This is a genomic window from Fructilactobacillus vespulae, from assembly GCF_047324295.1.
GTDB classification, from domain to species: domain Bacteria; phylum Bacillota; class Bacilli; order Lactobacillales; family Lactobacillaceae; genus Fructilactobacillus; species Fructilactobacillus vespulae.
This window is the reverse complement of record NZ_CP137138.1, coordinates 1,453,331-1,476,878: the sequence shown is the minus strand read 5'-3', so window position 1 is coordinate 1,476,878 and position 23,548 is coordinate 1,453,331. Positions and strand designations below refer to the sequence as shown.

The 23,548-nt window shown below is 37.7% G+C and carries 22 protein-coding genes and 1 other RNA gene; 20 read left to right on the top strand and 3 right to left on the bottom strand.

The window, feature by feature from the left end; genetic code table 11:
* Positions 1–5: 5 nt before the first annotated feature.
* From R4B61_RS07310 to R4B61_RS07240, 15 genes are all read left to right on the top strand, one after another.
* Entirely contained in the window at positions 6–1,400 is a 1,395-nt protein-coding gene (locus R4B61_RS07310; protein ID WP_413627596.1) for an amino acid permease, read from the top strand.
* Complete coding sequence (mmuM, locus tag R4B61_RS07305) at positions 1,393–2,304, top strand: homocysteine S-methyltransferase (protein ID WP_413627595.1); 912 nt, start codon at positions 1,393–1,395, stop codon at positions 2,302–2,304. Before R4B61_RS07310 ends, mmuM begins: the two co-directional genes overlap by 8 nt.
* A 55-nt stretch (positions 2,305–2,359) precedes the next feature.
* The gene (locus tag R4B61_RS07300) at positions 2,360–3,286 is read left to right on the top strand and encodes an L-lactate dehydrogenase (RefSeq protein WP_413627594.1); all 927 of its coding nucleotides are present in this window, start codon (positions 2,360–2,362) and stop codon (positions 3,284–3,286) included.
* 160 nt (positions 3,287–3,446) lie between these two features.
* Positions 3,447–3,935 (top strand): 5-(carboxyamino)imidazole ribonucleotide mutase, encoded by a 489-nt coding sequence (gene purE / locus R4B61_RS07295; protein WP_413627593.1) that lies wholly within the window; start codon positions 3,447–3,449, stop codon positions 3,933–3,935.
* Positions 3,931–5,067, top strand: a complete 1,137-nt coding sequence (purK, locus tag R4B61_RS07290) for a 5-(carboxyamino)imidazole ribonucleotide synthase (protein ID WP_413628315.1) — start codon at positions 3,931–3,933, stop codon at positions 5,065–5,067. Before purE ends, purK begins: the two co-directional genes overlap by 5 nt.
* Complete coding sequence (purC, locus tag R4B61_RS07285) at positions 5,051–5,779, top strand: phosphoribosylaminoimidazolesuccinocarboxamide synthase (RefSeq protein ID WP_413627592.1); 729 nt, start codon at positions 5,051–5,053, stop codon at positions 5,777–5,779. Before purK ends, purC begins: the two co-directional genes overlap by 17 nt.
* Positions 5,780–5,781: 2 nt before the next feature.
* On the top strand, positions 5,782–6,036 hold the full coding sequence (gene purS / locus R4B61_RS07280) for a phosphoribosylformylglycinamidine synthase subunit PurS (protein WP_413627591.1): 255 nt from the start codon (positions 5,782–5,784) through the stop codon (positions 6,034–6,036).
* Positions 6,033–6,683, top strand: a complete 651-nt coding sequence (gene purQ / locus R4B61_RS07275) for a phosphoribosylformylglycinamidine synthase subunit PurQ (protein ID WP_413627590.1) — start codon at positions 6,033–6,035, stop codon at positions 6,681–6,683. Before purS ends, purQ begins: the two co-directional genes overlap by 4 nt.
* Before the next feature lie 16 nt (positions 6,684–6,699).
* On the top strand, positions 6,700–8,934 hold the full coding sequence (purL, locus tag R4B61_RS07270) for a phosphoribosylformylglycinamidine synthase subunit PurL (protein WP_413627589.1): 2,235 nt from the start codon (positions 6,700–6,702) through the stop codon (positions 8,932–8,934).
* Complete coding sequence (gene purF, locus R4B61_RS07265) at positions 8,916–10,373, top strand: amidophosphoribosyltransferase (RefSeq protein ID WP_413627588.1); 1,458 nt, start codon at positions 8,916–8,918, stop codon at positions 10,371–10,373. The genes purL and purF overlap by 19 nt, the downstream gene beginning before the upstream one ends.
* 10 nt (positions 10,374–10,383) lie before the next feature.
* Positions 10,384–11,430, top strand: coding sequence for a phosphoribosylformylglycinamidine cyclo-ligase (gene purM, locus R4B61_RS07260; RefSeq protein ID WP_413627587.1), 1,047 nt, complete (start codon positions 10,384–10,386; stop codon positions 11,428–11,430).
* Positions 11,424–12,002, top strand: a complete 579-nt coding sequence (purN, locus tag R4B61_RS07255) for a phosphoribosylglycinamide formyltransferase (protein WP_413627586.1) — start codon at positions 11,424–11,426, stop codon at positions 12,000–12,002. Before purM ends, purN begins: the two co-directional genes overlap by 7 nt.
* On the top strand, positions 12,003–13,529 hold the full coding sequence (gene purH, locus R4B61_RS07250) for a bifunctional phosphoribosylaminoimidazolecarboxamide formyltransferase/IMP cyclohydrolase (RefSeq protein WP_413627585.1): 1,527 nt from the start codon (positions 12,003–12,005) through the stop codon (positions 13,527–13,529).
* Positions 13,530–13,539: 10 nt separating this feature from the next.
* Positions 13,540–14,796: a phosphoribosylamine--glycine ligase gene (gene purD, locus R4B61_RS07245; protein ID WP_413627584.1), complete on the top strand. Its 1,257-nt coding sequence runs from the start codon at positions 13,540–13,542 to the stop codon at positions 14,794–14,796.
* Complete coding sequence (locus tag R4B61_RS07240) at positions 14,796–16,457, top strand: formate--tetrahydrofolate ligase (RefSeq protein WP_413627583.1); 1,662 nt, start codon at positions 14,796–14,798, stop codon at positions 16,455–16,457. The genes purD and R4B61_RS07240 overlap by 1 nt, the downstream gene beginning before the upstream one ends.
* A gap of 52 nt (positions 16,458–16,509) precedes the next feature.
* Here R4B61_RS07240 and nrdF read toward each other — a convergent pair whose 3' ends face one another.
* From nrdF to nrdH, 3 genes are read right to left on the bottom strand one after another with little or no spacing between them, the layout of a single operon-like run.
* The gene (gene nrdF, locus R4B61_RS07235) at positions 16,510–17,526 is read right to left on the bottom strand and encodes a class 1b ribonucleoside-diphosphate reductase subunit beta (RefSeq protein WP_413627582.1); all 1,017 of its coding nucleotides are present in this window, start codon (positions 17,524–17,526) and stop codon (positions 16,510–16,512) included.
* Between the two features lie 14 nt (positions 17,527–17,540).
* Positions 17,541–19,709, bottom strand: a complete 2,169-nt coding sequence (gene nrdE / locus R4B61_RS07230; protein ID WP_413627581.1) for a class 1b ribonucleoside-diphosphate reductase subunit alpha — start codon at positions 19,707–19,709, stop codon at positions 17,541–17,543.
* 40 nt (positions 19,710–19,749) lie between these two features.
* Positions 19,750–19,989, bottom strand: coding sequence for a glutaredoxin-like protein NrdH (gene nrdH, locus R4B61_RS07225; protein ID WP_413627580.1), 240 nt, complete (start codon positions 19,987–19,989; stop codon positions 19,750–19,752).
* A 154-nt stretch (positions 19,990–20,143) separates the two neighbouring features.
* Here nrdH and R4B61_RS07220 point away from each other — a divergent pair, with 154 nt between their 5' ends.
* From R4B61_RS07220 to R4B61_RS07200, 5 genes are all read left to right on the top strand, one after another.
* Positions 20,144–20,749 carry a class I SAM-dependent methyltransferase gene (locus R4B61_RS07220; RefSeq protein WP_413627579.1) on the top strand — a complete coding sequence of 202 codons (606 nt, stop codon included), beginning with the start codon at positions 20,144–20,146 and terminating at the stop codon, positions 20,747–20,749.
* Between the two features lie 4 nt (positions 20,750–20,753).
* On the top strand, positions 20,754–21,215 hold the full coding sequence (gene tadA / locus R4B61_RS07215) for a tRNA adenosine(34) deaminase TadA (protein WP_413627578.1): 462 nt from the start codon (positions 20,754–20,756) through the stop codon (positions 21,213–21,215).
* A gap of 48 nt (positions 21,216–21,263) precedes the next feature.
* Positions 21,264–21,350, top strand: an RNA gene (gene ffs, locus R4B61_RS07210) — signal recognition particle sRNA small type.
* A gap of 119 nt (positions 21,351–21,469) precedes the next feature.
* Entirely contained in the window at positions 21,470–23,209 is a 1,740-nt protein-coding gene (gene dnaX / locus R4B61_RS07205; RefSeq protein ID WP_413627577.1) for a DNA polymerase III subunit gamma/tau, read from the top strand.
* Between the two features lie 20 nt (positions 23,210–23,229).
* Positions 23,230–23,547 carry a YbaB/EbfC family nucleoid-associated protein gene (locus R4B61_RS07200; RefSeq protein ID WP_413628314.1) on the top strand — a complete coding sequence of 106 codons (318 nt, stop codon included), beginning with the start codon at positions 23,230–23,232 and terminating at the stop codon, positions 23,545–23,547.
* The last annotated feature ends 1 nt before the right edge of the window (position 23,548 follow it).

The following is a 23,548-nucleotide window of genomic DNA, read 5'->3' as shown; positions in this document are numbered from 1 at the left end:
GAAACATGACTAAGACTAAAGAAAGTGATTTAAAAAGAGAGATTTCGGCCAGACAAATGTTGATGATTTCTTTAGGAGGAGTAATTGGTACGGGGTTATTCTTAAGTTCTGGTTATACGATTCATGAAGCAGGACCCGTGGGAACGGTTTTAGCCTACTTATTGGGAGCAGTAATTGTCTATTTAGTAATGCTATGTTTAGGCGAACTATCAGTGGCAATGCCAGAAACCGGATCTTTTCATGTTTATGCACAGAAATATTTGGGACAGAGTGCTGGATTCGTAGTTGCAATTTTATATTGGTTAACTTGGACAATTGCCTTGGGTTCTGAATTTACTGCAGCTGGATTGATTATGCAGCATTGGTTTCCACAGATTCCGACGTGGATTTGGAGTTTATTGTTTATCGTTTTAATCTTTTTGATCAATGCTTGCTCCGTAAAATGGTTTGCTGAGACGGAATTTTGGTTTTCAAGTGTTAAAGTTGCAGCGATAATAGCATTTATTTTATTGGGATTTGGAGCAATTGTGGGCTTACTTAAATACAATGGAACTCAACAAATAATTGGATTTAAAAACTTCTATCAAAATGGACTTTTTCCTAATGGATTTGGTGGTGTGTTTACCACAATGTTAACGGTCAATTTTGCTTTTTCTGGAACAGAACTGATTGGGATTACTGCAGGGGAAGCAAAACATCCGGAGAAAACTTTACCAAAAGCAATTAAAGCAACTTTGATTCGGTTAATCTTATTTTTTATTGGAAGTATGATTGTAATGAGTTCTTTGATTTCATATAAAGAAGCGGGAGTTACTCAGAGTCCCTTTGTCTTAATTTTTACTAAGATGGGGATTCCATATGCAGCTGACATTATGAATTTTGTGGTTTTAACGGCCATTATTTCAGCTGCCAATTCAGGACTATATGCCTCGACTAGAATGCTATGGTCCCTTGCCAATGAAGGAATTATTTCCAAAGTATTTCAAAAAACCAATCGGCATCATATTCCAATTTACGCATTAGTTACCAGTATGATTGGTGGTGTATTAGCGCTTTTATCCGCAGTTTATGCGGCTGGTTCCGTGTACTTGGTATTAGTTTCGATTTCTGGATTAGCGGTAGTTTTTGTTTGGATGGCAATTGCACTATCTCAATTAAGATTTAGAAAAGTATATTTAGCTGGGGGAAATAAGGTGTCCGACTTAAAGTTTAAAACGCCACTATATCCAATTACTCCAATTGTCGCTTTTATTCTATGCTTTTTGTCTAGTGTTTTAATTTGGTTTGATCCAAATCAAAGAATTGCGCTTTACTATACGGTTCCGTTTGTAATTGGATGTTATGTATTTTATGAGGTTAAATTAAAGATTAAAAAGAGAAAGGTTACTAAAAATGACTAAAATCAATGATTTATTAAAAGGAACGTTAGTGTTAGATGGAGCAATGGGAACAGAGCTTGAAAAACAAGGAGTTAAAACCAATGATGAACTTTGGTCTGCGAATGCGCTAATTGATAATCCTGCTGCTATATATCAAGTTCATGCTGACTACTTTAAAGCAGGTGCAGATATTGCAATAACTGATACTTACCAAGCTAACGTAGCTGCATTTGCTAAGAATGGAATCACCAAAGAACAAGCAATTAAAATTATCAAATCCGGGGTTGAAATTGCCAAAAAAGCTCGAGATCAATATAAACCAACTGGATTGGTAGCGGGATGCATTGGTCCGTATGGAGCTTACTTAGCCGATGGATCTGAATATACCGGGGATTATCAGCTAACTGAACAAGAATATCGAGAATTTCATGCGGAAAAAATCAAATGGGTAATTGAAGCCGGTGCGGATTTATTATCAGTTGATACTATTCCTAACTTTTCCGAGGTTCAGGCTTTAGTAAAAATCATTAATGAGCAACCGCAAGCGATTCCTTATTGGATTAGCCTTAGTGTTAAAGATCCAGAAACTTTAAGCGATGGAACAAGATTAGCAGAAGTAGTGGAGTGGTTAAGTGAGCAGCCACAAGTTGGTGGGATTGGTGTTAACTGTACTAAAATGGAAAATATCACACCGATTATTCATTTAATTCGTTCCATTTCTAGTTTACCGGTGATTGTTTACCCTAATCCGGGAGATATTTATAATCCCAAGACCAAGACTTGGACGACGGTTCCTCATGCTGAATCATTTCAAGAAGAAGTTCCCAACTGGTTAGCTGCAGGAGCAAATGTAATCGGGGGCTGTTGTCGGACGACTCCGGCAGATATCGAACAAATTTCAAAAATAGTTACAAAATCATGGTAATTAACAAACAAAATTGTTATTATAAATGACAATATTAATTAATGGAGGTAAGCAAATGGTTAGAAAAGTAGGAATAATTGGTGATGGTCATGTTGGTTCAACGGTTGCACACTATATTGTTGCAAATGGTTTTACGGATGACTTAGTTTTAATTGATAAGAATGAAGCAAAGGTCAATGCGGATGAAATTGATTTTAGAGAAGCAATGCCTAACTTGCCATTTCATACCAACATTACGGTTAACAACTACGATGATTTACGAGATGCAGATTTAATCATTTCTGCTTTAGGTAATATTCGTTTAAATGACGGAGCCAATGAAGATCGTTTTTCTGAGTTATCTTTTAATAGTGAACAGGTTAAAGACGTGGCTGCTAAAATTCGTGACTCTGGATTTAATGGGATCATCATTGCAATTACTAATCCCGTGGATGTGATTACTTCAATTTATCAACAAGTAACGGGATTGCCTAAAAAACACGTGATTGGAACGGGAACTTTATTAGATTCCGCTAGAATGAAACGGGCGGTTGCCGAAAAGATTGGAATTGATTCACGTTCGGTGACTGGTTATAACTTAGGTGAACACGGAAATTCTCAATTTACGGCTTGGTCAACTGTGCGAGCTTTAGACCAACCTTTAACGCAGTTAGCTGAAGAAAAGAACCTTGATCTTGAAGCAATTGATAACGAGGCTCGTCACGGTGGTTATGCAGTTTATAAAGGAAAAGGATACACCAGTTATGGAGTTGCCACAGCAGCTGTTCGATTAGCTAATATTGTTCTTTCCGATGCACGAACAGTTTTACCGGTTTCTAATTATCGAGAGGAATATGATTCATATTTATCATATCCAGTTGTGGTTGGAAGAGATGGAGTTATTAGTAACGTACCGTTGAATTTAACTAACGAAGAAAAAGAAAAATTACAAAATTCTGCTGATTTCATTAAAACAAATTTTAAAAAATATCGGGAAAATTAAAAATAAAAGACCTATCTTTTTAGATAGGTCTTTTATTTTGTTTAAAAAACGAACGATTTGTTTAGCTAAGTGTTTTAATGTTAGCTTTTAAGTTTGATTTTAATTTTATTTTATGTTTTAATATGTTCAACAAGTAAACACGAACAAAGGAGCGTTTTTTATGGAAAAAGTTCAGGTAATTATGGGTTCAATATCAGATTCAGAGACAATGAAAGAGGCAACTAAAGTTTTGACAGATTTTAACGTTAAATATGATGTGCGAATTGTTTCAGCTCATCGAACCCCAGATAAATTAGCTGAGTTTGCTAAAGCCACCGATAAGAATGAAGTTGCTGTAATAATCGCAGGAGCCGGTGGAGCAGCTCATTTACCCGGAATGGTGGCAGCTAACACGTTAGTTCCGGTTATCGGGGTGCCCATGAAAACTAAAACTTTAAACGGAGTGGACTCATTGTTGAGCATTGTGCAGATGCCAGCTGGAATTCCAGTTGCAACCACGGCAATTGGAACTGCGGGTGCTAAAAATGCTGGTTACCTAGCAGTGCAAATGTTGGCAGTGCACGATCCTAAAATTAAAACGCAGCTAGTCACCTATCGAGAAGAACTAGCCAGAAAAGTTAATGAAAGTGAACGTGAATTAAATGATTAAAAAGGTAGTCTTACCCCCAGCAACCATCGGCATTATTGGCGGCGGACAATTGGGACGAATGATGGCAGAAGCAGCCAAACCGATGGGGTATCGGGTTGTGATTTTGGATCCCAATCCAGACTCTTCAGCGGGAAAAGTTTCAGATGAACAAATTGTGGCTGCTTATGATGATATCGCGGCTTTAACCAAATTAGCTGACGAAGCAGATGTAATTACCTATGAATTTGAAAATGTGGATGTTTCCGGAATTGAGCAGGTTAAGGAGAATAGTTATTTAGCTCAGGATCTTGATAACTTACGGATTACTTCTAATCGAATTCTAGAAAAAGAGTTTTTAGAAGCCAACCAAATTAAGGTAGCACCTTTTCGCGCCGTTAAAGTGCAAGCAGATTTAGAACCAGCCATTAGTGATTTAGGATATCCCGCCATTTTAAAAACGGTGAGTGGTGGATATGATGGACACGGCCAGTGGAATTTAAACAATGATGATGACTTGCAAAGTTTTCTTGAAAAGCACCAAATTGATTCAGATCATCCTCTTATTTTAGAACGAAAACTTAACTTTGATTGTGAGTTAAGCATGATGGTAACTAGAGACGGAAATGACCGCGTGGTAACCTGGCCAATTTCTCGCAATTATCACCAAGACCACATTTTAAAGATTTCAATTATTCAAGATGACTTAGATTCAGAAATTACTAAGCAAGCTCAAACGATGGCAACTAAGATTGCTCAAAAGTTGAATCTGAAAGGGATGCTAGGAATTGAGTTTTTCTTGCAGGGAAATCAATTATTGGTTAATGAACTAGCACCACGACCTCACAATTCCGGTCACTATACGATTGAAGGAACCAACGTTTCTCAGTTTGAGGGGCAAATCCGAAGTGTGACCGGATTACCGATTGCTGAAATCACGTTAAACAATCAACAAATTACAATGATTAATCTCTTGGGTTCTGAAATTACTAGTGCTAGAGAAGATTTGGTTAATCATCCAGAATGGCATTTCCATGATTATGAAAAAACACCGATTGTTAAGAAAAGAAAAATGGGCCACATTACAGTATTAGGAAAAGCCAACGGAGCTAAATTAATAGAATGGGAGAAGAGCCATCATGACCAAGCTAACTAAACAAGAACAATTAACCGAAGGAAAAGCAAAAATGATTTTTGCAACTAATGATCCCCAAGTGGTTTGGATTCACAGTAAAAATCAAGCAACGGCTTTAAACGGAAAACGGAAAGTTCAAATTGATGAAAAAGGTTATTACACTAATCAAATTAGTTTTCGTTTATTAAAGTATTTAAAACAAAATGGGGTTGCTAATCATTTAGTGGAACAAGTCAGTGAAACGGATATTACCGCGAAAAAATTAGCGATGATTCCACTGGAAGTAGTTATTCGAAACTATGCTTCGGGTCATTTTGTAACCAGATTTAACGTCGAAAAAATGTTGCATTTAGATCCACCAGTAACTGAGTTTTACTACAAATCGGATGAATTAGATGATCCGATGATTAATGATTCGCAAATTCAAGCACTACACATTGCGGATGAAAATCAAATTGAATTTTTACGCCAAACTGCCTTAAAAATTAACCAATTATTAGAAGTAGTGTTTAAAAAAGCACACATAAAATTAGTTGATTTCAAAGTTGAGTTTGGTTTTGATCAGGATGGCAACATTATCTTAGGAGATGAAATTTCTCCCGATAATATGCGCTTAGTTGATGAAAATACGGATGAATCGCTTGATAAAGATGTCTTCCGGAAAAACTTAGGTAGTTTAACCGATGTTTATAAAGTGGTCTTAAGTCGTTTACAAACTGAATTAGGAGAATAGCTATGTATTTAGGAAAAGTTTATGTTTCATACAAACCATCAGTTTTTGATCCCCAAGGTGATGTAATCAAGAAAAGTTTGAATCAACTCGGTTTTCAAAATATTGGCCAAGTAAAACAAGGAAAATACTTTGAAATTAAATTAACGGATGATTCGTTTGAAGAAGCAGAAGCTAACTTGAAAAAGTTTACCGAAGAATTGTTGATTAATCCTAATACTGAAACTTATCAATATGACATTGTGGAGGATGAAAAATGAGAGCGGCAGTGATTCAGTTTCCGGGTTCAAATTGTGATTTGGATTTAATGAATGCATTAAAGGAACTTAAATTTGAAGCGACATTGGTATCACATGAGGCAACTGACTTAAGTGAATTCGATGCCATTTTTATTCCCGGCGGTTTTTCTTTTGGTGATTATTTAAGATCAGGAGCAGTGGCGCGTTTTTCTCCGATAATTGCTGCAATTAAAAAAGCAGCGGCGGCCGGTAAATTAGTTGTAGGAATTTGCAACGGATTTCAAATATTGACGGAAGCGGGTTTGTTACCCGGTCAGCTAATGATGAACGAACATCCCGGTTTTATCTGTGATGAAGCCGACCTGGAAATTGTAAATCCAGATTCTCGTTTTACCAATCAGTACCAAAAACAATTTATTACAATTCCAGTTGCCCACGGCGAGGGGCGGTATGTTGCAGATGCTACTACCATTGCTGCATTGGATAAAAATCACCAAATTATTTTTAAATATCGAAAAAATATTAATGGCTCAATTAATAATATTGCGGGGATTAGTAACAAAGTGGGAAATGTGTTTGGGATGATGCCCCATCCGGAAAGAGCAATTGAAGCAATGATTAGCAGCGACGACGGAAGAGCTTTTTTTACTAGCATTTTAAATAAGTAGAAATGAGGATTTTTTGATGACAAGCGTACCGGATTTGATGAAAGACGAATTTACTCCCGAACAAATTAAGGAAAATCAAATTTACTTGCAATGGTCTTTAACCGAGCCAGAATATGATTTGATCTGTGAACGATTAGGACGATTACCGAACTATACGGAAACCGGATTATTTGCGGCGATGTGGTCGGAACATTGTTCTTATAAAAAATCTAAACCAGTATTGAGAAAATTTTGGTCAGAAAATGAGCGAGTTTTGCAAGGACCTGGTGAAGGAGCCGGAGTTTTAGATATTGGTGATAACCAAGCGGTAGTTTTTAAAGCGGAATCACATAATCATCCCTCAGCCGTTGAACCTTATGAAGGAGCGGCAACTGGAGTGGGCGGAATTATCAGAGATATTTTTTCCATGGGAGCACAACCAATCGCAATTTTAGATAGCTTACGATTTGGAGAAATTGAGGATAATCAAACCAAACATCTAATTAATGGAATTGTAGCAGGGATTGCTGGTTACGGAAATGCACTGGGAATTCCCACGGTTGGTGGTGATATGGCGCTTGATAAAACCTATCAAAAAAATCCGTTAGTCAATGCCATGGCGGTTGGAATTTTAGATCACGAAGATCTGCATGTCGGACAGGCCAACGGAGTGGGAAATCGAATTTTATACATTGGGGCTAAAACTGGTCGTGATGGAATTCATGGAGCGACATTTGCTTCTAGTGATTTTGATAGTTCTGAAGAACAGAATCGTTCGGCGGTTCAAGTAGGGGATCCTTTCCTAGAAAAATTAGTGATGGATACCACGATTGCTGCCATTAAAAAATTTAAAAAGGCGATTGTCGGCGTTCAAGATATGGGAGCTGCGGGATTAGTTTCTTCTTCTGCTGAAATGGCTGGAAAAGCGGGAAATGGGGTTCACTTGAACTTAGATCTCGTTCCCCAACGAGAAACCAATTTAACTCCGTACGAATTGATGCTTTCTGAGTCACAAGAAAGAATGTTAATGGTCGTTAAAGAAGACCAAATGGAAGCTATCTCGCAACTCTTCTTTAAACAAGGATTAGAAGCGGTTGATATCGGTGCAGTTACTGATGATGGTAAATATGTTTTGACTTTTGAAGATCAGGTCGTGACCGATTTACAAGTTAAGGATCTGTTAACACCTCCAAAACAAAAAATGCCCACGAAGGCACCTGCTAGAGTTTTGGCACCAGTTGGACAAAACGAATACTTAGAAGTGGAAAAAGATTTTGCCAATGTTTTAGATAAAATGTTGCAACAAAGTACCGTTGCTTCTAAACGCGATCTCTTTCGCCACTATGACAGTATGGTCCGGACAGATACGGTAATTAGACCGGGTGGTGATGCCGGGGTAGTTAGAATTAAAGGAACTAAGAAAGCACTAGCAATGACTACTGATGTCAACGGTCGTAAAGTATTTCTTAATCCTAAAATTGGGGGTCAATTAGCGGTTGCAGAAGCCGCCCAAAATATTGTTTGTACCGGAGCAACTCCAATTGGAATTACTGACTGTCTTAACTTTGGTGATCCAGATGATCCAGAAATTTATTATGAACTCGAACAAGCTTGTGCGGGTATTAATGATTTTGCCAAACAGCTAAATACTCCCATTATTTCAGGAAACGTTTCTTTGTATAACGAAACGGATGGTAAGGCCATTTATCCAACTCCAATGGTTGGAATGGTTGGGCTGTTAGCTGATGTAAATAAAGCAACTACCATTGATTTTAAAAATGCAGGGGATTTGATTTATCTAGTGGGTGAACTAAAAAAATATTTTGCTGGATCTGAATTGCAAAAATTAATTGATGGAGAATTTTCTGGTAATTTAGCTGACTTTTCCAGTGAAGTAGCTTTACAAAACCAGACAACCGTTTTAAGCGGAATTAACCAACAATTTATCAATGCTGCCCATGATATTTCTGAAGGTGGCTTGGCAGTTACTTTAAGTGAAATGAGTTTTAATACCGACTTCGGTTTTACAACCACAATTAAGCACCCGCTCAGTTATTATTTTGCTGAAGGTGCTTCTCAATACGTAGTAACCGTTTCTAAAGAACATCAATCCGAGTTCGAAGCCTTAGGCAAAGGAAACTTAAACTTGCTGGGAGAAACCACATTAGACAACCAATTATCATTTGCTAATGCTAAGCAAACTGTCGTTTATCCCAAAGCTAATGCTAAGCAAACATACCAGGAGGCTATTTCATGGAAATTGAATCACTAAGTGAAAATAAATCACTTAACGAAGAGTGCGGAATTTTTGGAGTTTGGAACGTTCCGGACGCTGCGCAATTAACTTTTTATGGACTACACGCTTTGCAACATCGGGGGCAAGAAGGGGCCGGAATTGTTTCTAATAATAACGGACAACTTTGGCAAGAACGAGGATTGGGCTTGTTAAGTAAAGTTTTTGCAGATCCCCAAAAATTAGCTAATTTAACTGGTAAAGCAGCAATTGGACACGTTCGTTATGCGACCGCTGGTTCTAATGGAGTTGAAAACATTCAACCGTTTATGGTTAATTTTAACGACATGCAGGTTGCTTTAGGGCATAACGGAAACATTACCAATGCCAAAACACTACGAAAACAATTAGAGGACGAAGGAGCCATTTTTCAATCGTCATCGGATACAGAAATTTTGCTTCATTTAATTAGAAGATCAAAAAAAGCGACTTTTGAAGAACAACTAAAGGAAGCGCTCAATCAAGTTCGCGGGGGCTTTGCCTTTCTATTAATGACACCAGATGGAATTTATGGGGCTTTAGATCCTCACGGGTTTCGACCATTTGTGATTGGTAAATTAGCGGATGATTCTTATGTATTTGCGAGTGAAACGGCTGCGTTAAATGCGATTAACGCTGAATTTGTTCGCGATGTTGAACCTGGTGAATTGGTCAAAATTGATGATCATGGAATGAAAATTGATCACTATACCGACAATACAGAATTAGCGATTGATTCAATGGAATACGTCTACTTTGCGAGACCCGATTCAACCATTTGTGGAGTAAACGTTCACCAAGCACGAGAACGAATGGGGAAAAACTTAGCTAAGGAAAAACCAGTTGCTGCAGACATTGTGGTGGGGGTTCCGAACTCTTCGTTATCTGCCACCCTTGGTTATTCGCAACAATCTGGGATTCCTAATGAAATGGGATTGATTAAGAATCAATATATCGCAAGAACTTTTATTGAACCAACTCAGGAACGACGAGAAAAAGCAGTCCGAATGAAACTTAGTGCAGTTTCTTCCGTATTGCAAGATCAAAGGGTAGTTTTAGTTGATGATTCAATTGTTCGAGGGACGACTTCTAAATATATTATTCAAATGCTAAGAGAAGCAGGAGCAAAAGAAGTCCATGTTCGAATTGCTTCACCGGCATTTAAGTATCCATCTTTTTATGGGGTTGATATGCAAACGAGTAAGGAATTGATTGCAGCAAACTTTACTAAAGATGAGATTAAAGCAAAGATTGGGGCAGATTCTTTGGAATACCTGTCAACGGATGGACTAATTGCAGCCATTGATTTAAAACACCGTGGGGCAGGAACCGGGTTAACTACCGCTTATTTTGATGGTAACTATCCATCTCCTGTTTACGACTATGAAAAAGAAGTTGCTAATCAGGCAGTTACGTTTCAACCAGAATTAAAAAATTAAGGGGATTTTTATGAGTAATGATGCATATGCAAAGGCTGGAGTTGACATTGATGCCGGAAATGAAGCTGTTCAAGAGATTGAACAGGTAATGAAATCCAAACCCAATCCAAATGTATTAGGAAGCCTGAGTGGTTTTGGATCACTATTTGAAATTCCTGCCGGTTATCAACATCCAGTTTTAGTTAGTGGAAGTGATGGTGTCGGAACCAAATTATTGTTGGCAATTGCTGCAAACAATAATCGTACCATCGGACAAGACCTAGTCGCCATGGTCATGAACGATATTGTGGCGGAAGGAGCTAAACCATTATTTTTACAAGATTATTTAGCGGTCGATAAATTACGCCCGGAAGTAGTTACTGAATTAGTGAAGGGCGTTAATCGAGCTACCAATGAAGTCGGAGCAACTTTAGTTGGAGGTGAGACTGCGGAATTACCTGGACTCTATGCAGAAAATCATTATGATTTGGCAGCGTTTGGAGTGGGCATTGTAGAAAAGGATCAGCTGTTAAATGCTAAGCAACATACAGAGGCAGGGGATATTTTAATTGGAATTCCTTCCAGTGGGATTCACTCTAACGGATATTCGTTGGTTCGTTCCGTTTTTGGCATTAAAACCAGTCAGGATTTTCAGGCGTTACCCAAGAGCCTGCAAACTGAGTTATTAACTCCTACTAAGTTGTATTATCCGTTGGTAGCCGATTTGCTAGAGCAAAAATTAGTTGCCGGGATTAGTCATATCACTGGTGGAGGAATCATTGAAAACTTACCCCGTTCCTATGCAGACGACCTGGTAGCAGAAATTAAAACCACTAGTTTTACGATTCCTCCAATTTTTAAACAGATTAAAAAGTTGGGTGGTTTAACTGACTTAGATATGTTAAAGACGTTTAATAATGGGATTGGAATGGTCTTGATTGTAAAACCAAAAAACTTAAATTCCGTATTACAACATTTTGATCAACTAAAACAACCGGTGTTTGAACTAGGAAGTTTGAAAAAGAGGGAAGGCGGAGCGAAGCAGTCCGTAATCTTCAAAGGTGATTTTGAATGGTAAAAAAGAAAAAAATAGCAATAATGGCTTCTGGAACGGGAAGTAACTTTTTGGCAATTATGCAAAGAATTGCTCAGCAAAAATTACAAATTGAGGTAGTTCGGCTAGTGGTTGACCATGACGATGCCCCTGTAATTAACTACGCTAAGCAATTTAATGTTCCCGTTTTAACGGTTAGCTATCAAGCAGGAAAGCAGCTGGCAGAACAACAAATCATTGCTCAATTGCAAAATGATCAAGTAGATGGAATTATTTTAGCCGGTTTTATGCGCATTCTCTCGGCTGATTTCATCAACTATTATCCCAATCGGATTATTAATCTACATCCGGCATTGTTGCCCAGTTTCCCGGGTAGACATGGGATTGACGATGCGTATAATTATGGCGTTAAAATTACCGGAATCACAATTCATTTTGTGGATGCTACCGTTGATGGCGGGCAAATCATTGCTCAAGCTCCGGTTGAAATTACCGAAACAGATACCATCGAAAGTTTAGCAACTAAGATTCATAGTTTAGAACACAGCTTATATCCAACTACAATTCAGAAATTAGTCGATAAGGGAGTTTTTTAAATGAAGCGAGCATTAGTTAGTGTATCAGATAAGTCAGGTTTAGTTCCTTTTGTAAAAGGGTTAATTGCAGCCGATTACCAAGTTGTTTCAACTGGTGGAACCTATCGAGTTTTAAAAGAAGCGGGTTTATCAGTCTTAGAAATTGAAGAAGTAACTGGTTTCCCAGAAATGTTAGATGGTCGAGTTAAGACGCTTCACCCTAAAGTTCATGGTGGTTTATTAGCGAAACGAGATAATCCAGAACATATGCAACAATTAGCAGAACAAAAAATCACTCCCATTGATATGGTCGTGGTTAATTTGTATCCCTTTAAGGAAACTATTCAAAAGGATGGGATTAGCGAAGCAGAAGCAATCGAACAAATCGATATCGGTGGTCCTTCAATGCTAAGATCAGCAGCAAAAAACTTTGCATCCGTTATTCCAGTGGTTGATCCAGATGACTATCAAGGAGTTTTGGCTGCGCTTAAAGACCAAACGGAAACTTTGGAATTTAGAAAAGGATTAGCCGCCAAGGTGTTTAGACACACTGCTGCATACGATGCCTTGATTGCTCAATACTTTACTGGGGCTGAATTTACCGATAAATTAACTGAAACCTACGATTTATTTAAAAAGCTTCGTTATGGGGAAAACCCACAACAAAAAGCAATGGCCTACAAAGATCCGTTGGCAGAAAATTATTCTGTTTTAAATGCCGATGTATTACACGGAAAAGAACTATCTTATAACAATATCAGAGATACGGATGCTGCATTACGAATCATTGCTGAATTTAAACAACCCACGGTAGTGACCGTTAAACATATGAATCCTGCCGGAATTGGAATGGGTGAAAATATCAACGAGGCGTGGAAGAAAGCGTATGAGGCGGATAATATTTCTATCTTTGGGGGAATTGTAGCCCTTAACCGTGAAGTTGATTTAGAAACGGCGCAGGAACTAAGCAAAATTTTCCTTGAAATTATCATTGCACCTAGTTTTACCCAAGCTGCATTTGATCAACTAGCAAAGAAGAAAAACATTCGCTTGTTAACGTTGCCCTTTACTAATCAAATTCCCCAAAAAATTGAAACAGTATCAGTACTGGGTGGTGCAGTAATGCAAGAACGTGACTTGGTAGCCAATGATTTTGCTAATTTACAAGTAGTTTCTAAAAAACAACCCACTGAAGCACAGTTAAAATCCATGGTATTTGCCCAAAACGTCGTCAAACACGTTAAATCAAATGCAATCGTAGTAGCTAAAGAAGATCAAACGCTCGGAGTGGGTGCCGGACAACCTAATCGAATTGATTCAGTGAAAATTGCAATTAAGCATGCTCAAGCTAAGACCGGCTACGGTGAAGCAGTGTTAGCATCTGATGCATTTTTCCCCATGGATGATTCAGTAGAATTTGCAGCCCAACAAGGAATTGAAGCTATTATTGAGCCAGGTGGATCCATTCGTGATCAAGATTCAATCGATAAGGCCAATGAATTAGGCGTTGCTTTAGTCTTTACCGGAACTCGTCACTTTAAGCATTAGGAGATAATTCATGAAAAAAGTTATGGTAATTGGTTCTGGAGCGCGAGAACATACAATTGCAAAAACCTTTTTAAAAAGTTCAAAAGTTCAAGAAGTAGTTGTAGTTCCTGGTAATCCTGGGATGGGAGCACCTGGAATTACGACGAAAGTTTTGGATACCAATGATTTTGCTTCTTTAATAAAATTTGCCCAAGATGAAGCAATTTCGCTAACCTTTGTGGGAAATGAAGTTCCGTTAGTCGCCGGAATCGTGGATGCATTTAATAACGCCCACTTAGCCATCTTTGGTCCCAAACAACAGGCCGCTCAATTAGAGGGATCAAAGGCATTTATGAAAAGAATTCTGACCGAAAATGAGATTCCTACCGCTAAGTCAATTACGGTAACTAGTTTAGCTGCGGCCCAACAAGCAGTTACTGAAATTGGTTATCCGGTGGTGATTAAGACGGATGAGCTTGCTGCCGGAAAAGGAGTTTCTATTCACCAGGAGAAGATTGAAACGAGTGAATTTTTGGAATTCATGTATCAAAAAAATCTGAACCACAAACTAATTATTGAGGAATACTTGGCTGGATTTGAATTTTCTCTTTTCTCATTCGTTGGAAAAAATCAGATTGTAAACGCGCCACTAGCACATGATTATAAAAGAAGGTTTGCGGGAGATAAAGGACCCAATACCGGTGGAATGGGATCGTATAGTCCTGTTGCACAGGTATCCGATACTGACTTAAGCCGCACCATTTCTGAACTAGTGTTACCAACCATTGCAGCTTTAAAGAAAGAAAAGATTGATTATGAAGGTGTTTTGTATACCGGAGTAATGTTAACCAAAAATGGTCCTAAAGTAATTGAATATAACGTCCGTTTAGGTGATCCAGAAACGCAGGTGGTGTTACCACAACTAGAGAGTGATTTCTATGATTTAATCACCGGCTTATTGCAAGGCAAGGCCGTTAAGCCAAAATGGCAAACCAAAAATAAGTTTGTAGGCGTGGTCTTATCTGACCCGGACTATCCGATTAAAACCTCTGGACAGCATGAACTGCCTAAATTTAAAGAGCAACTGGACGTTGATATTGCTAGTTGTGAAATTGAGGCTGGAAATTTGTATAGTCACGGCGGTCGGGTATTGACAGTGGTTAATGCAGGCACAACTATGGAAATTGCGAGAGACTTAATTTATCATGAGTTAGATAGGATAAATACTAAGTTAGCATATCGTTCAGATATTGCTGAGTTATCTGATAAGAAAGAGGCGATTGATTAATGAAAAGTGATATTGAAATTGCTCAAAATGCAGAAAAATGGCCCATTAGTAAGATTGCGGAGACGGCTGGCTTTGAGCCAGAAGAAGTAATCCCATATGGTAGCGATAAAGCGAAAATTGAGCTTGATGCAGAAAAACATCAGGGTGGATTAGGAAAATTAATTCTAGTGACCTCAATTAATCCCACACCAGCAGGAGAAGGTAAATCAACGGTGGCAGTGGGACTAGCAGATGCCTTAAATTTGACGGGTAGAAAAACTATGCTAGCTTTGCGAGAACCTTCTTTAGGACCCGTGATGGGAATGAAAGGTGGTGCCGCTGGTGGAGGCTATTCACAAGTAATTCCAATGGAAGACATTAACCTTCATTTGACAGGTGATTTTCATGCGCTAACGATTGCGCAAAATACCTTGGTGGCGTTGGTAGATAACAGTATTTACCAAGGTAACCCACTAAACTTGGATCCCCGGCAACTGTTATTAAAACGGACCATCGACGTTAATGATCGGGAACTTAGAAACGTTGTCATGGGATTAGGTGGTCGGACTAGTGGTGTTCCTCGAGAAAGTGGCTTTGATATTACCGCAGCTTCCGAATTGATGGCAATTTTAACCCTTTCCACTGATTTAGTGGATTTACAAAAGCGCATTAATCGAATTGTGGTTGGTTATACTTACGACAAACAACCAGTTACCGTTTCTGAATTAAACGTTGCAGGTGCAATTACGACGCTGTTAAAAGATGCAATTAAGCCTAACCTAGTTCAAACCATTGGGCATACGCCAACCTTGATTCATGGCGGTCCATTTGCCAACATTGCGCAAGGAACCAATTCCATTCAAGCAACTAAAACTGCTTTGATGATGGCTGATTATACAGTTACTGAAGCAGGATTTGGGGCTGATTTAGGGGGCGAAAAGTTTCTTGATGTCAAGACACCACTATTGGGAAAAAATCCGGATGCCATTGTAATTGTTGCCACTATTAGAGCGCTTAAAATGCATGGTGGATTAGCTAAAACAGAATTGAACCAAGAAGACTTACCAGCATTAAAAGCAGGCTTAGGAAACTTGGGACAACATATTAATAGTATGAAACGCTATGGAATTCCGGTAGTCGTTACCATTAATAAATTTGCTTCTGATACAGAAAAGGAAGTGCAATTAGTTGAAGATTACGTTAGTGATTTAGGCGTTAAGGTAACTCCGGTTGATGTCTGGGGAAAAGGTGGTCATGGTGCTACTGAATTAGCTGATGAAGTAGCTAAAGCTACCAAACAACCCACTGATTTTCATAAGCTTTATCAAGCGGATGATGATGCAGTAGTTAAGTTGAATAAAATTGTGCAAACCATTTATGGGGGCAAGCAAGTGGAATTGTCAGATAAGGCGCAAAAACAACTGGACAGCTATGCAAAATTAGGTTGGGATAAGTTACCAATTATTGTTGCTAAAACTCAATACTCGTTGTCAGATGATCCTAAACAGGTTGCGGCACCGGCAGATTTTATAATTCATGTCCGGGAATTCGTCCCTAAATTGGGAGCAGGGTTCTTGGTCGCCTTAACGGGTAAAATATTAACGATGCCTGGACTTCCTAAAGTTCCAGCAGCCACTAAAATCAAAATTGATGGAAATGGAAAGATTTCTGGATTATTCTAAATAATTTTAAGTAAAAAAATAACCTACAAATTTAATTTGTAGGTTATTTTTGTTATTTATGATTGTGTTTATCTTCCCATGAACCGATTAGGTAATCATCGTCAGACATTGATTCAACGTTACCAAGACGGTAACCATTACCAACTTCTGAGAAGAAGTCATGGTTAACGGTTGAAGTTGAAATTCCGTTCATAACGACCGGATTAACGTCTTCAGCTGTATCAGGAAACATTGGATCTTGACCTAAGTTCATTAAAGCTTTGTTGGCGTTGTAACGGATGAAAGTAAGTACTTTATCAGTTAACCCAACTTTGTCATAAAGAAGATGAGTGTAGTTAACTTCGTTTTCGTATAAATCGTAGAGGAAGTTGTACATCCAGTCCTTTAATTCAGCTTGTTCGTTAGGACTAAGTTGGTTAAATTGAATTTGGAACTTGTAACCAACGTAAGTTCCGTGGACTGATTCGTCTCGGATGATTAGCTTAATGATTTCAGCAACGTTAGTTAATTTGTTGTGTCCCAAGTACCAAAGGGGAGTGAAGAAACCAGAGTAGAACAAGAATGTTTCAAGGAAAACGCTTGAAATCTTCTTCTTAAGAGGATGAGAATCATCATGATATAAGTTGTAGATTCTTCTGGTTTTGTTTTGTAAGTATTCTTCAGTATCACTCCAGTTAAAGATATCAGTAATTTCTGAAGGAGTGTTAAGAGTTGAGAAGATGGTGGAGTAACTCTTAGCATGAACTGATTCCATAAATTGAATGTTATTGAGGACGGCAATTTCATGCTGGGTTCTGGCATCACTTCTTAGGGAAGCCATTCCATCTTGTGATTGCAAGGTATCTAATAAAGTTAGGCCACCAAATACGTGACTAACTAACCATTTATGATCGTCGTCAAGTTCGCGCCAGTCTTTTAAGTCATTAGAAACTGGTACTCGAGTATCCAACCAGAATTGTTCAGTCAATTTATGCCAAGTGGCTTGATCAACGCTATCGTCAACGTGATCCCAGTTGATTGAGTTATAACTTCCCTGTAGATTACCGTTTAAAACTTCCTTGATATTCATTTATCATTGTCCTCCTAAATTACACAACTTTCACATTCGTTTGCACCAACTGTATCATCATTATCGGTAAAGGTTCTAACGTAATAGATAGATTTAATACCTTTATGGTAAGCGTAGTTACGTAAAATAGTTAAGTCTCGAGTTGACATCTTACTACTACGTCCGTTCTTCCATTCGTAAAGACCTTCAGGAATCGTAGAACGCATAAACATGGTCATACTTAGACTTTGGTCAACGTGTTTTTGAGCTTCGGCAAAGATATCAATTTCTTTTCGCATATCAATATCATAAGCAGATTCATAATATGGAAGGGTATCGTTTGATAGGTAAGGAACGGGATAGAAAATCGTTCCAATCTTTGCTTCTTGACGTTCTTCGATTCGACTTACGATAGGGAAGATACCAGCAGTAGCATCACCAATGTATGAAGTTGAACCGTTGGGAGCAACTGCCATCCGGTTTTGGTGGTAAAGACCGTATTTCATAACTGATTCTTTCAAGGCTTCCCAATCAGCTTCTGAAGGAACAAAGATGCCTTCGAAGAGACCCTTAACCTTATCTGATTTAGGACCCCAATCAGCAGAAGTATACTTGTCGAAGTAAGAACCATCAGCATACTTACTGTTTTCAAAGTTATAAAATGATTTATTTCTTTCTTTGGCAATCTTATTTGAAGCTACTAGAGTCCAGTAGTTGAGGAGCATAAAGTATACACCAGTGAATTCAACTGATTCTTTAGAACCATAGTACATGTGGTTTAAAGCAAAGTAAGAATGAAGTCCCATTGCACCTAGTCCGATGGAATGACTAAGATCATTTCCACGACGAATAGAAGGAACTACGTCAATTTTGCTTTCATCAGTTACGTAAGTTAAGGCTCTAACCATTGAATCAATGGACTTACCAAAGTCTGAACCGTTCATTAGGTTAACGACGTTGGTTGATCCCAAGTTACATGAAATATCAGTACCTAGTTTTTCGTATTCTTGTAAGTCATTGATAATTGAAGGAGTTTGAACTTGCATAATTTCAGAACACAAGTTACTCATTACAATTTTACCGTCAATGGGGTTAACTCGATTAGCAGTATCAATGTTTAAAATATAAGGATAACCAGATTCTTGTTGTAACTTACCAATCTCAGTTTCTAAATCACGGGCGTTAATTTTCTTCTTTTTAATGTTTTCGTTAGCGACCATGTTGTCATATTCTTTAGTGATATCAACGTATGAGAAGGGAACCCCATATTCTCTTTCAACGTCGTAAGGACTGAATAAGTACATTTCTTGGTCATTTTGAGCAAGTTCATAAAACTTGTCTGGAAGGGTAATTCCTAATGAAAGGGTGTTAACTCGAATTTTTTCATCGGCATTTTCTTTTTTAACGGAAAGGAAGTCAATGATATCGGGATGGAAGACACTGAGGTAAACCACACCAGCACCTTGACGTTGTCCTAATTGATTAGAATAAGTAAAACTATCTTCTAATAACTTCATAACGGGCATTACACCACTAGCAGCACCTTGGATGTGTTTGATTGGATCTCCAGCTGCTCGCAAGTTAGTAAGGTTGATTCCAACTCCACCACCAATTTTTGATAGTTGGAGTGCGGAGTTGATGGTTCTACCAATACTGTCCATATCATCAGTAGTTTGAATTAAGAAACATGAAATCAACTCACCCCGGCGCTTCTTTCCAGCGTTTAAGAAAGTAGGCGTAGCTGGTTGAAATCTTTGATGGATTAATTCATCAGCTAAGTTCATTGCCAATTCTTCGTTTCCATCTGCTAAAAAGAGGGCATTCATAGCAGTTCTATCAATGTAACCTTCTAAGTATTGGTTACCATCGTTAGTTTTTAAAGCATATTGTGCATAAAACTTATATGCAGCCATAAATGACTTAAAGTGAAAGTTTTGTTCCTTTAAATATTGATACAAACGTTCAATGAAGTCATTTGTATATTTTTTTAAGAATTCTGCTTCAATATAGTTATTTTTGACAAGATAGTCCAAACGAGCTGGCAGTGAATCAAATGTAACCGTATTGGGAATTACATTTTCTTTAATAAAGGCTGCTAATGCTTCTTGGTCTTTTTCAAGTCTAATTTTTCCATCTTTAGTTGGGATGTTTATTTCGTTATTTAATAGAAAATAACTAACATCTTTTTGATCTTTTAATGACATATACTAGCGCCCCTTAATGTGTATAATGGTAAATGTAGAATTATGCTAAGTTACTAATTAGTTGTTTTAAACGATCTGGTTGAAAACCGCTAAATGAATCATCAACGTTACTTTCAACAACAGGAACTGCTTGGAATCCTTGGTCCTTTAAGTAGTTAATGTAATCTTGGTTATCAGAGGTATTTTTTTCAACGAAGTCAACGTTGTGTTGCTCTAAAAAACGCTTTGTCATCTTGCATTGGATACAATTGTTTTTGGTAAATACAGTAATTGGTTTCATAATAATCTCCCTTTCGTTTTTGCTAATATACAAATTCTACTACTAAAAATAAAACTTTCAAATGAAAACACACCATATATAGCGTGTTTTTTTGAGAAACATACTATATGTGGTGTGTGAAACTAAAAAAATAACTTTTTAAAGGATGCGAAAAATGAACAATTATTATTATACATCAGATCCGAATGTGAAACACGATGAAAAAGAATGGAATTATACGCTACTAAATGAAACACTCCGTTTCGTTTCAGATAACGGAGTGTTTTCTAAAAATACGATTGATTATGGTTCTCGAGTCTTGATAAATGCCGTTAATTTAAAGGATTTACCTGCTGGTCCCATCTTGGATTTAGGTTGTGGTTATGGTCCTATCGGTTTGTTTTTAGCAAAAAGTAATTCAAATCGTCAGTTTACGATGGTGGACGTTAATAATTTAGCGTTGTCATTAGCGAAAAGAAATGCTGAACAAAATCAAATAAAAAACGTGAATATCTTTAACTCTAACATTTATGAAAACGTTACGGATAAATTTGCGGGAATCATCACTAATCCACCAGTTAGAGCTGGAAAGCAAGTGGTTGAAGAGATGATTAGCGGCTCATTTTCTCATTTAGAAACGAATGGAACCCTCACAGTAGTCTTACAAAAGAAACAGGGGGCACCATCTGCCAAGAAATTAATGCAAAAAACGTTTGGTAACGTAGAAATTGTGACTAGAGATAAAGGTTACTATATTTTATTAAGTAGAAAAGTTGATTAATTATATGGATAAAACTGATAACTATTTTATGAAAATTGCCCTGCGAGAGGCCAAATTTGCCGCTTCAATTGGAGAAGTTCCAATTGGAGCAGTGATTGTTAAAAATCAAACGGTGATTGCCACGGGGCATAATTTAAGGGAACACACGGAAATTGCAACTCAACATGCCGAGGTAATTGCAATTGAGTCCGCTTGTCGCGCGTTGGATAGTTGGAGATTAAATGATTGTACGCTATACGTAACTGTCGAACCTTGTTTAATGTGTGCCGGAGCAATTTTAAATTCTAGAATTGAAAGAGTTGTGTTTGGCGCGTTTAATTCCAAGGGAGGAACCGTTGGGAGTTTATACAACGTTTTAAATGATGAACGACAAAATCACCAAGTAGCAGTGAACTCAGGAGTTGATGCTGAGCAAGCGGCCTTGATAATGAAAAAATTTTTTAAAAGTAAACGAAAAAAGAGATAATCACTAGACATTATTATCTTAGTAAGTTAACATAGTAAATGCCGTAAGGCCTTGAGGCAAGGATGGAATTACGAACCGTGTCAGGTCCGGAAGGAAGCAGCACTAAGTTTTCTCCGTCTTGTGCTTCTTGTTGATAAAAAATAACCTCTCAGTCATTTGGCTGAGAGATTTTTTTTACAATGAAATAGTTTGGAAAATTGCTAGTATTCACGCTATAATAGAGGAGTTACTGTTTAAAAGAAGGGGAGTTTATCATGAGTTATCAAGCTTTATACCGGGTTTGGAGACCAAAACAATTTGATGAAATTGTTGGCCAACAAGTCATTACGCAAACACTAAAAAACGCATTGATAACTGATCAAATTAGTCATGCCTATCTTTTTAACGGACCGCGTGGAACCGGAAAAACATCTACTGCTAAGATTTTGGCAAAAGCAGTTAATTGTGAATACAGCAAAGATGGTGAACCTTGTAATGAGTGTAGTACATGTGTTGCCATTAATAACGGTTCCTTAAATGATGTAATTGAAATTGATGCGGCTTCCAATAATGGGGTCGAAGAAATTCGAAACATTCGGGACAAAGCCAAATATGCTCCAACTGAGGCTAAGTACAAAGTTTATATTATTGACGAAGTTCATATGCTTTCAATTGGGGCTTTCAATGCCCTACTAAAAACTTTAGAAGAACCACCTGCTCATGTGATCTTTATTTTGGCAACCACGGAACCACACAAGATTCCCGCTACTATTATTTCACGTGTACAAAGATTTGATTTTAAAAGAATTAAAGCTAAGGATATTTTGGAACAAATGGAAAAAATTCTGGCTGCCAAAGACTTTAAATATGATGATCGTGCCTTAAAGGTTATTGCTAAAAGTGCCGAAGGTGGAATGCGTGATGCCTTAAGTATTTTAGATCAAGTTTTGTCATATAGTGATGATCAAATCTCTTATGAAAGTGCACTTCAAGTTACTGGTAGTGTGGCCAGAGATGATCTTCAAAACTATTTACAAGCAGTTATTGATGATAACGTTGAAACTGGGTTGCAATTAGTTCAATCGCTTTTAGATAGCGGAAAAGATGCTAATCAATTTATTGAGGATTTAATTAAGAACTGTCAAGATATCCTCTTATATAAACAAGATAAGCAAATGATTAGTGAAAATGAATTAGGCTTATTGGGAGAAAACTTTGAAAAAGTTGCCCAAAAAGTTACTGCTGAACAGGTATACCAATTTGTGGAAATTTTGAATGAAATTCAACAGCAATTACGGTTTACTTATCACGCTGATGTTTACTTAGATATTTTGACGGTTCGCCTTGCCAACCAATTTAAAAATGGGGATGTAAAACCAGAACCAGAGGCAGCAGTTAAACCAGTCGAGAGTAAGGTAGCGACCCAGCAAATTAATAAGTTACAAGAGCAAATTAATCGCTTGACTAGTGAATTGGCTGAATTTAAAAATTCAGCTAGTAATAATGCAGTGGCTGAACGACCTGGTGGCCGGGTTCCAACCGAGGATGCTCCAGAACAGCCCAAAGTTGATTTAAAAAAGGTGTTTGGTGTACTCAAGAATGCCACGCGCAGTAGTTTAAACGAATATCAGGGTCAATGGAATGACTTGATGCAACTGTTAACGGTAACGCAACGAGCCTTAATGCATGTTTCTAAACCAGTAGCTGCAAGTGATAGCGGAATTGTGGTAGCGTTTGACTACTCGTTCTTATACCAAAAGGCAGGAACGGATACCGGATTAATGGATGCTTTAGAAAATGGAATGGACCAAATTTTTGGAAAAGTTCCAGACATTATTTTTGTTGCCAAGGAAGAATGGCCGGGGATTCGAAAGGAATACTTAGCTAACAACCCTAATCTAAAGAATCATAATAAGGTAGAAACAAAACCAACTAAGGAACCAGAAGAAAATAAAACCGTTTCAAAGGCAAAAGAATTATTTGGAAATGATATAATAAAAATCGAAGATAATTAATTATTAAAATAAAAAGGAGTATTATCATGGGAATGAACATGGGAAAGATTATGAAACAAGCGCAAGAAATGCAAAAGAAGATGGCAGCACAACAAAGTGAAATTGAAAGTACTGATTTCACTGGTGTATCACCAGAAGAAATGGTAAAAGTTACTTTTAGTGGTGACCGGACTATGAAAGATATGCAAATCAAGCCTGAAGCTATCGATCCAGATGATCCAGATATGCTTTCAGACTTAGTAATTAGCGCGGTTAACGACGCTATTGGTCAAATTAATGAAACTACCCAAAGTAAGATGGGTAAATTTACTCAAGGAATGAACATTCCTGGACTATAAA

Bases quoted from the DNA above. Each gene is read 5' to 3' on its own strand.
- mmuM (WP_413627595.1), top strand. From the start codon at position 1,393: ATGACTAAAATCAATGATTTATTAAAAGGAACGTTAGTGTTAGATGGA.
- purD (WP_413627584.1), top strand. From the start codon at position 13,540: ATGAAAAAAGTTATGGTAATTGGTTCTGGAGCGCGAGAACATACAATT.
- dnaX (WP_413627577.1), top strand. From the start codon at position 21,470: ATGAGTTATCAAGCTTTATACCGGGTTTGGAGACCAAAACAATTTGAT.
- purC (WP_413627592.1), top strand. From the start codon at position 5,051: ATGACCAAGCTAACTAAACAAGAACAATTAACCGAAGGAAAAGCAAAA.
- purH (WP_413627585.1), top strand. From the start codon at position 12,003: ATGAAGCGAGCATTAGTTAGTGTATCAGATAAGTCAGGTTTAGTTCCT.
- R4B61_RS07310 (WP_413627596.1), top strand. From the start codon at position 6: ATGACTAAGACTAAAGAAAGTGATTTAAAAAGAGAGATTTCGGCCAGA.
- nrdF (WP_413627582.1), bottom strand. From the start codon at position 17,526: ATGAATATCAAGGAAGTTTTAAACGGTAATCTACAGGGAAGTTATAAC.
- nrdH (WP_413627580.1), bottom strand. From the start codon at position 19,989: ATGAAACCAATTACTGTATTTACCAAAAACAATTGTATCCAATGCAAG.
- tadA (WP_413627578.1), top strand. From the start codon at position 20,754: ATGGATAAAACTGATAACTATTTTATGAAAATTGCCCTGCGAGAGGCC.
- purF (WP_413627588.1), top strand. From the start codon at position 8,916: ATGGAAATTGAATCACTAAGTGAAAATAAATCACTTAACGAAGAGTGC.
- purS (WP_413627591.1), top strand. From the start codon at position 5,782: ATGTATTTAGGAAAAGTTTATGTTTCATACAAACCATCAGTTTTTGAT.
- purQ (WP_413627590.1), top strand. From the start codon at position 6,033: ATGAGAGCGGCAGTGATTCAGTTTCCGGGTTCAAATTGTGATTTGGAT.
- R4B61_RS07240 (WP_413627583.1), top strand. From the start codon at position 14,796: ATGAAAAGTGATATTGAAATTGCTCAAAATGCAGAAAAATGGCCCATT.
- R4B61_RS07300 (WP_413627594.1), top strand. From the start codon at position 2,360: ATGGTTAGAAAAGTAGGAATAATTGGTGATGGTCATGTTGGTTCAACG.
- purN (WP_413627586.1), top strand. From the start codon at position 11,424: ATGGTAAAAAAGAAAAAAATAGCAATAATGGCTTCTGGAACGGGAAGT.
- R4B61_RS07220 (WP_413627579.1), top strand. From the start codon at position 20,144: ATGAACAATTATTATTATACATCAGATCCGAATGTGAAACACGATGAA.
- purL (WP_413627589.1), top strand. From the start codon at position 6,700: ATGACAAGCGTACCGGATTTGATGAAAGACGAATTTACTCCCGAACAA.
- purE (WP_413627593.1), top strand. From the start codon at position 3,447: ATGGAAAAAGTTCAGGTAATTATGGGTTCAATATCAGATTCAGAGACA.
- purM (WP_413627587.1), top strand. From the start codon at position 10,384: ATGAGTAATGATGCATATGCAAAGGCTGGAGTTGACATTGATGCCGGA.
- nrdE (WP_413627581.1), bottom strand. From the start codon at position 19,709: ATGTCATTAAAAGATCAAAAAGATGTTAGTTATTTTCTATTAAATAAC.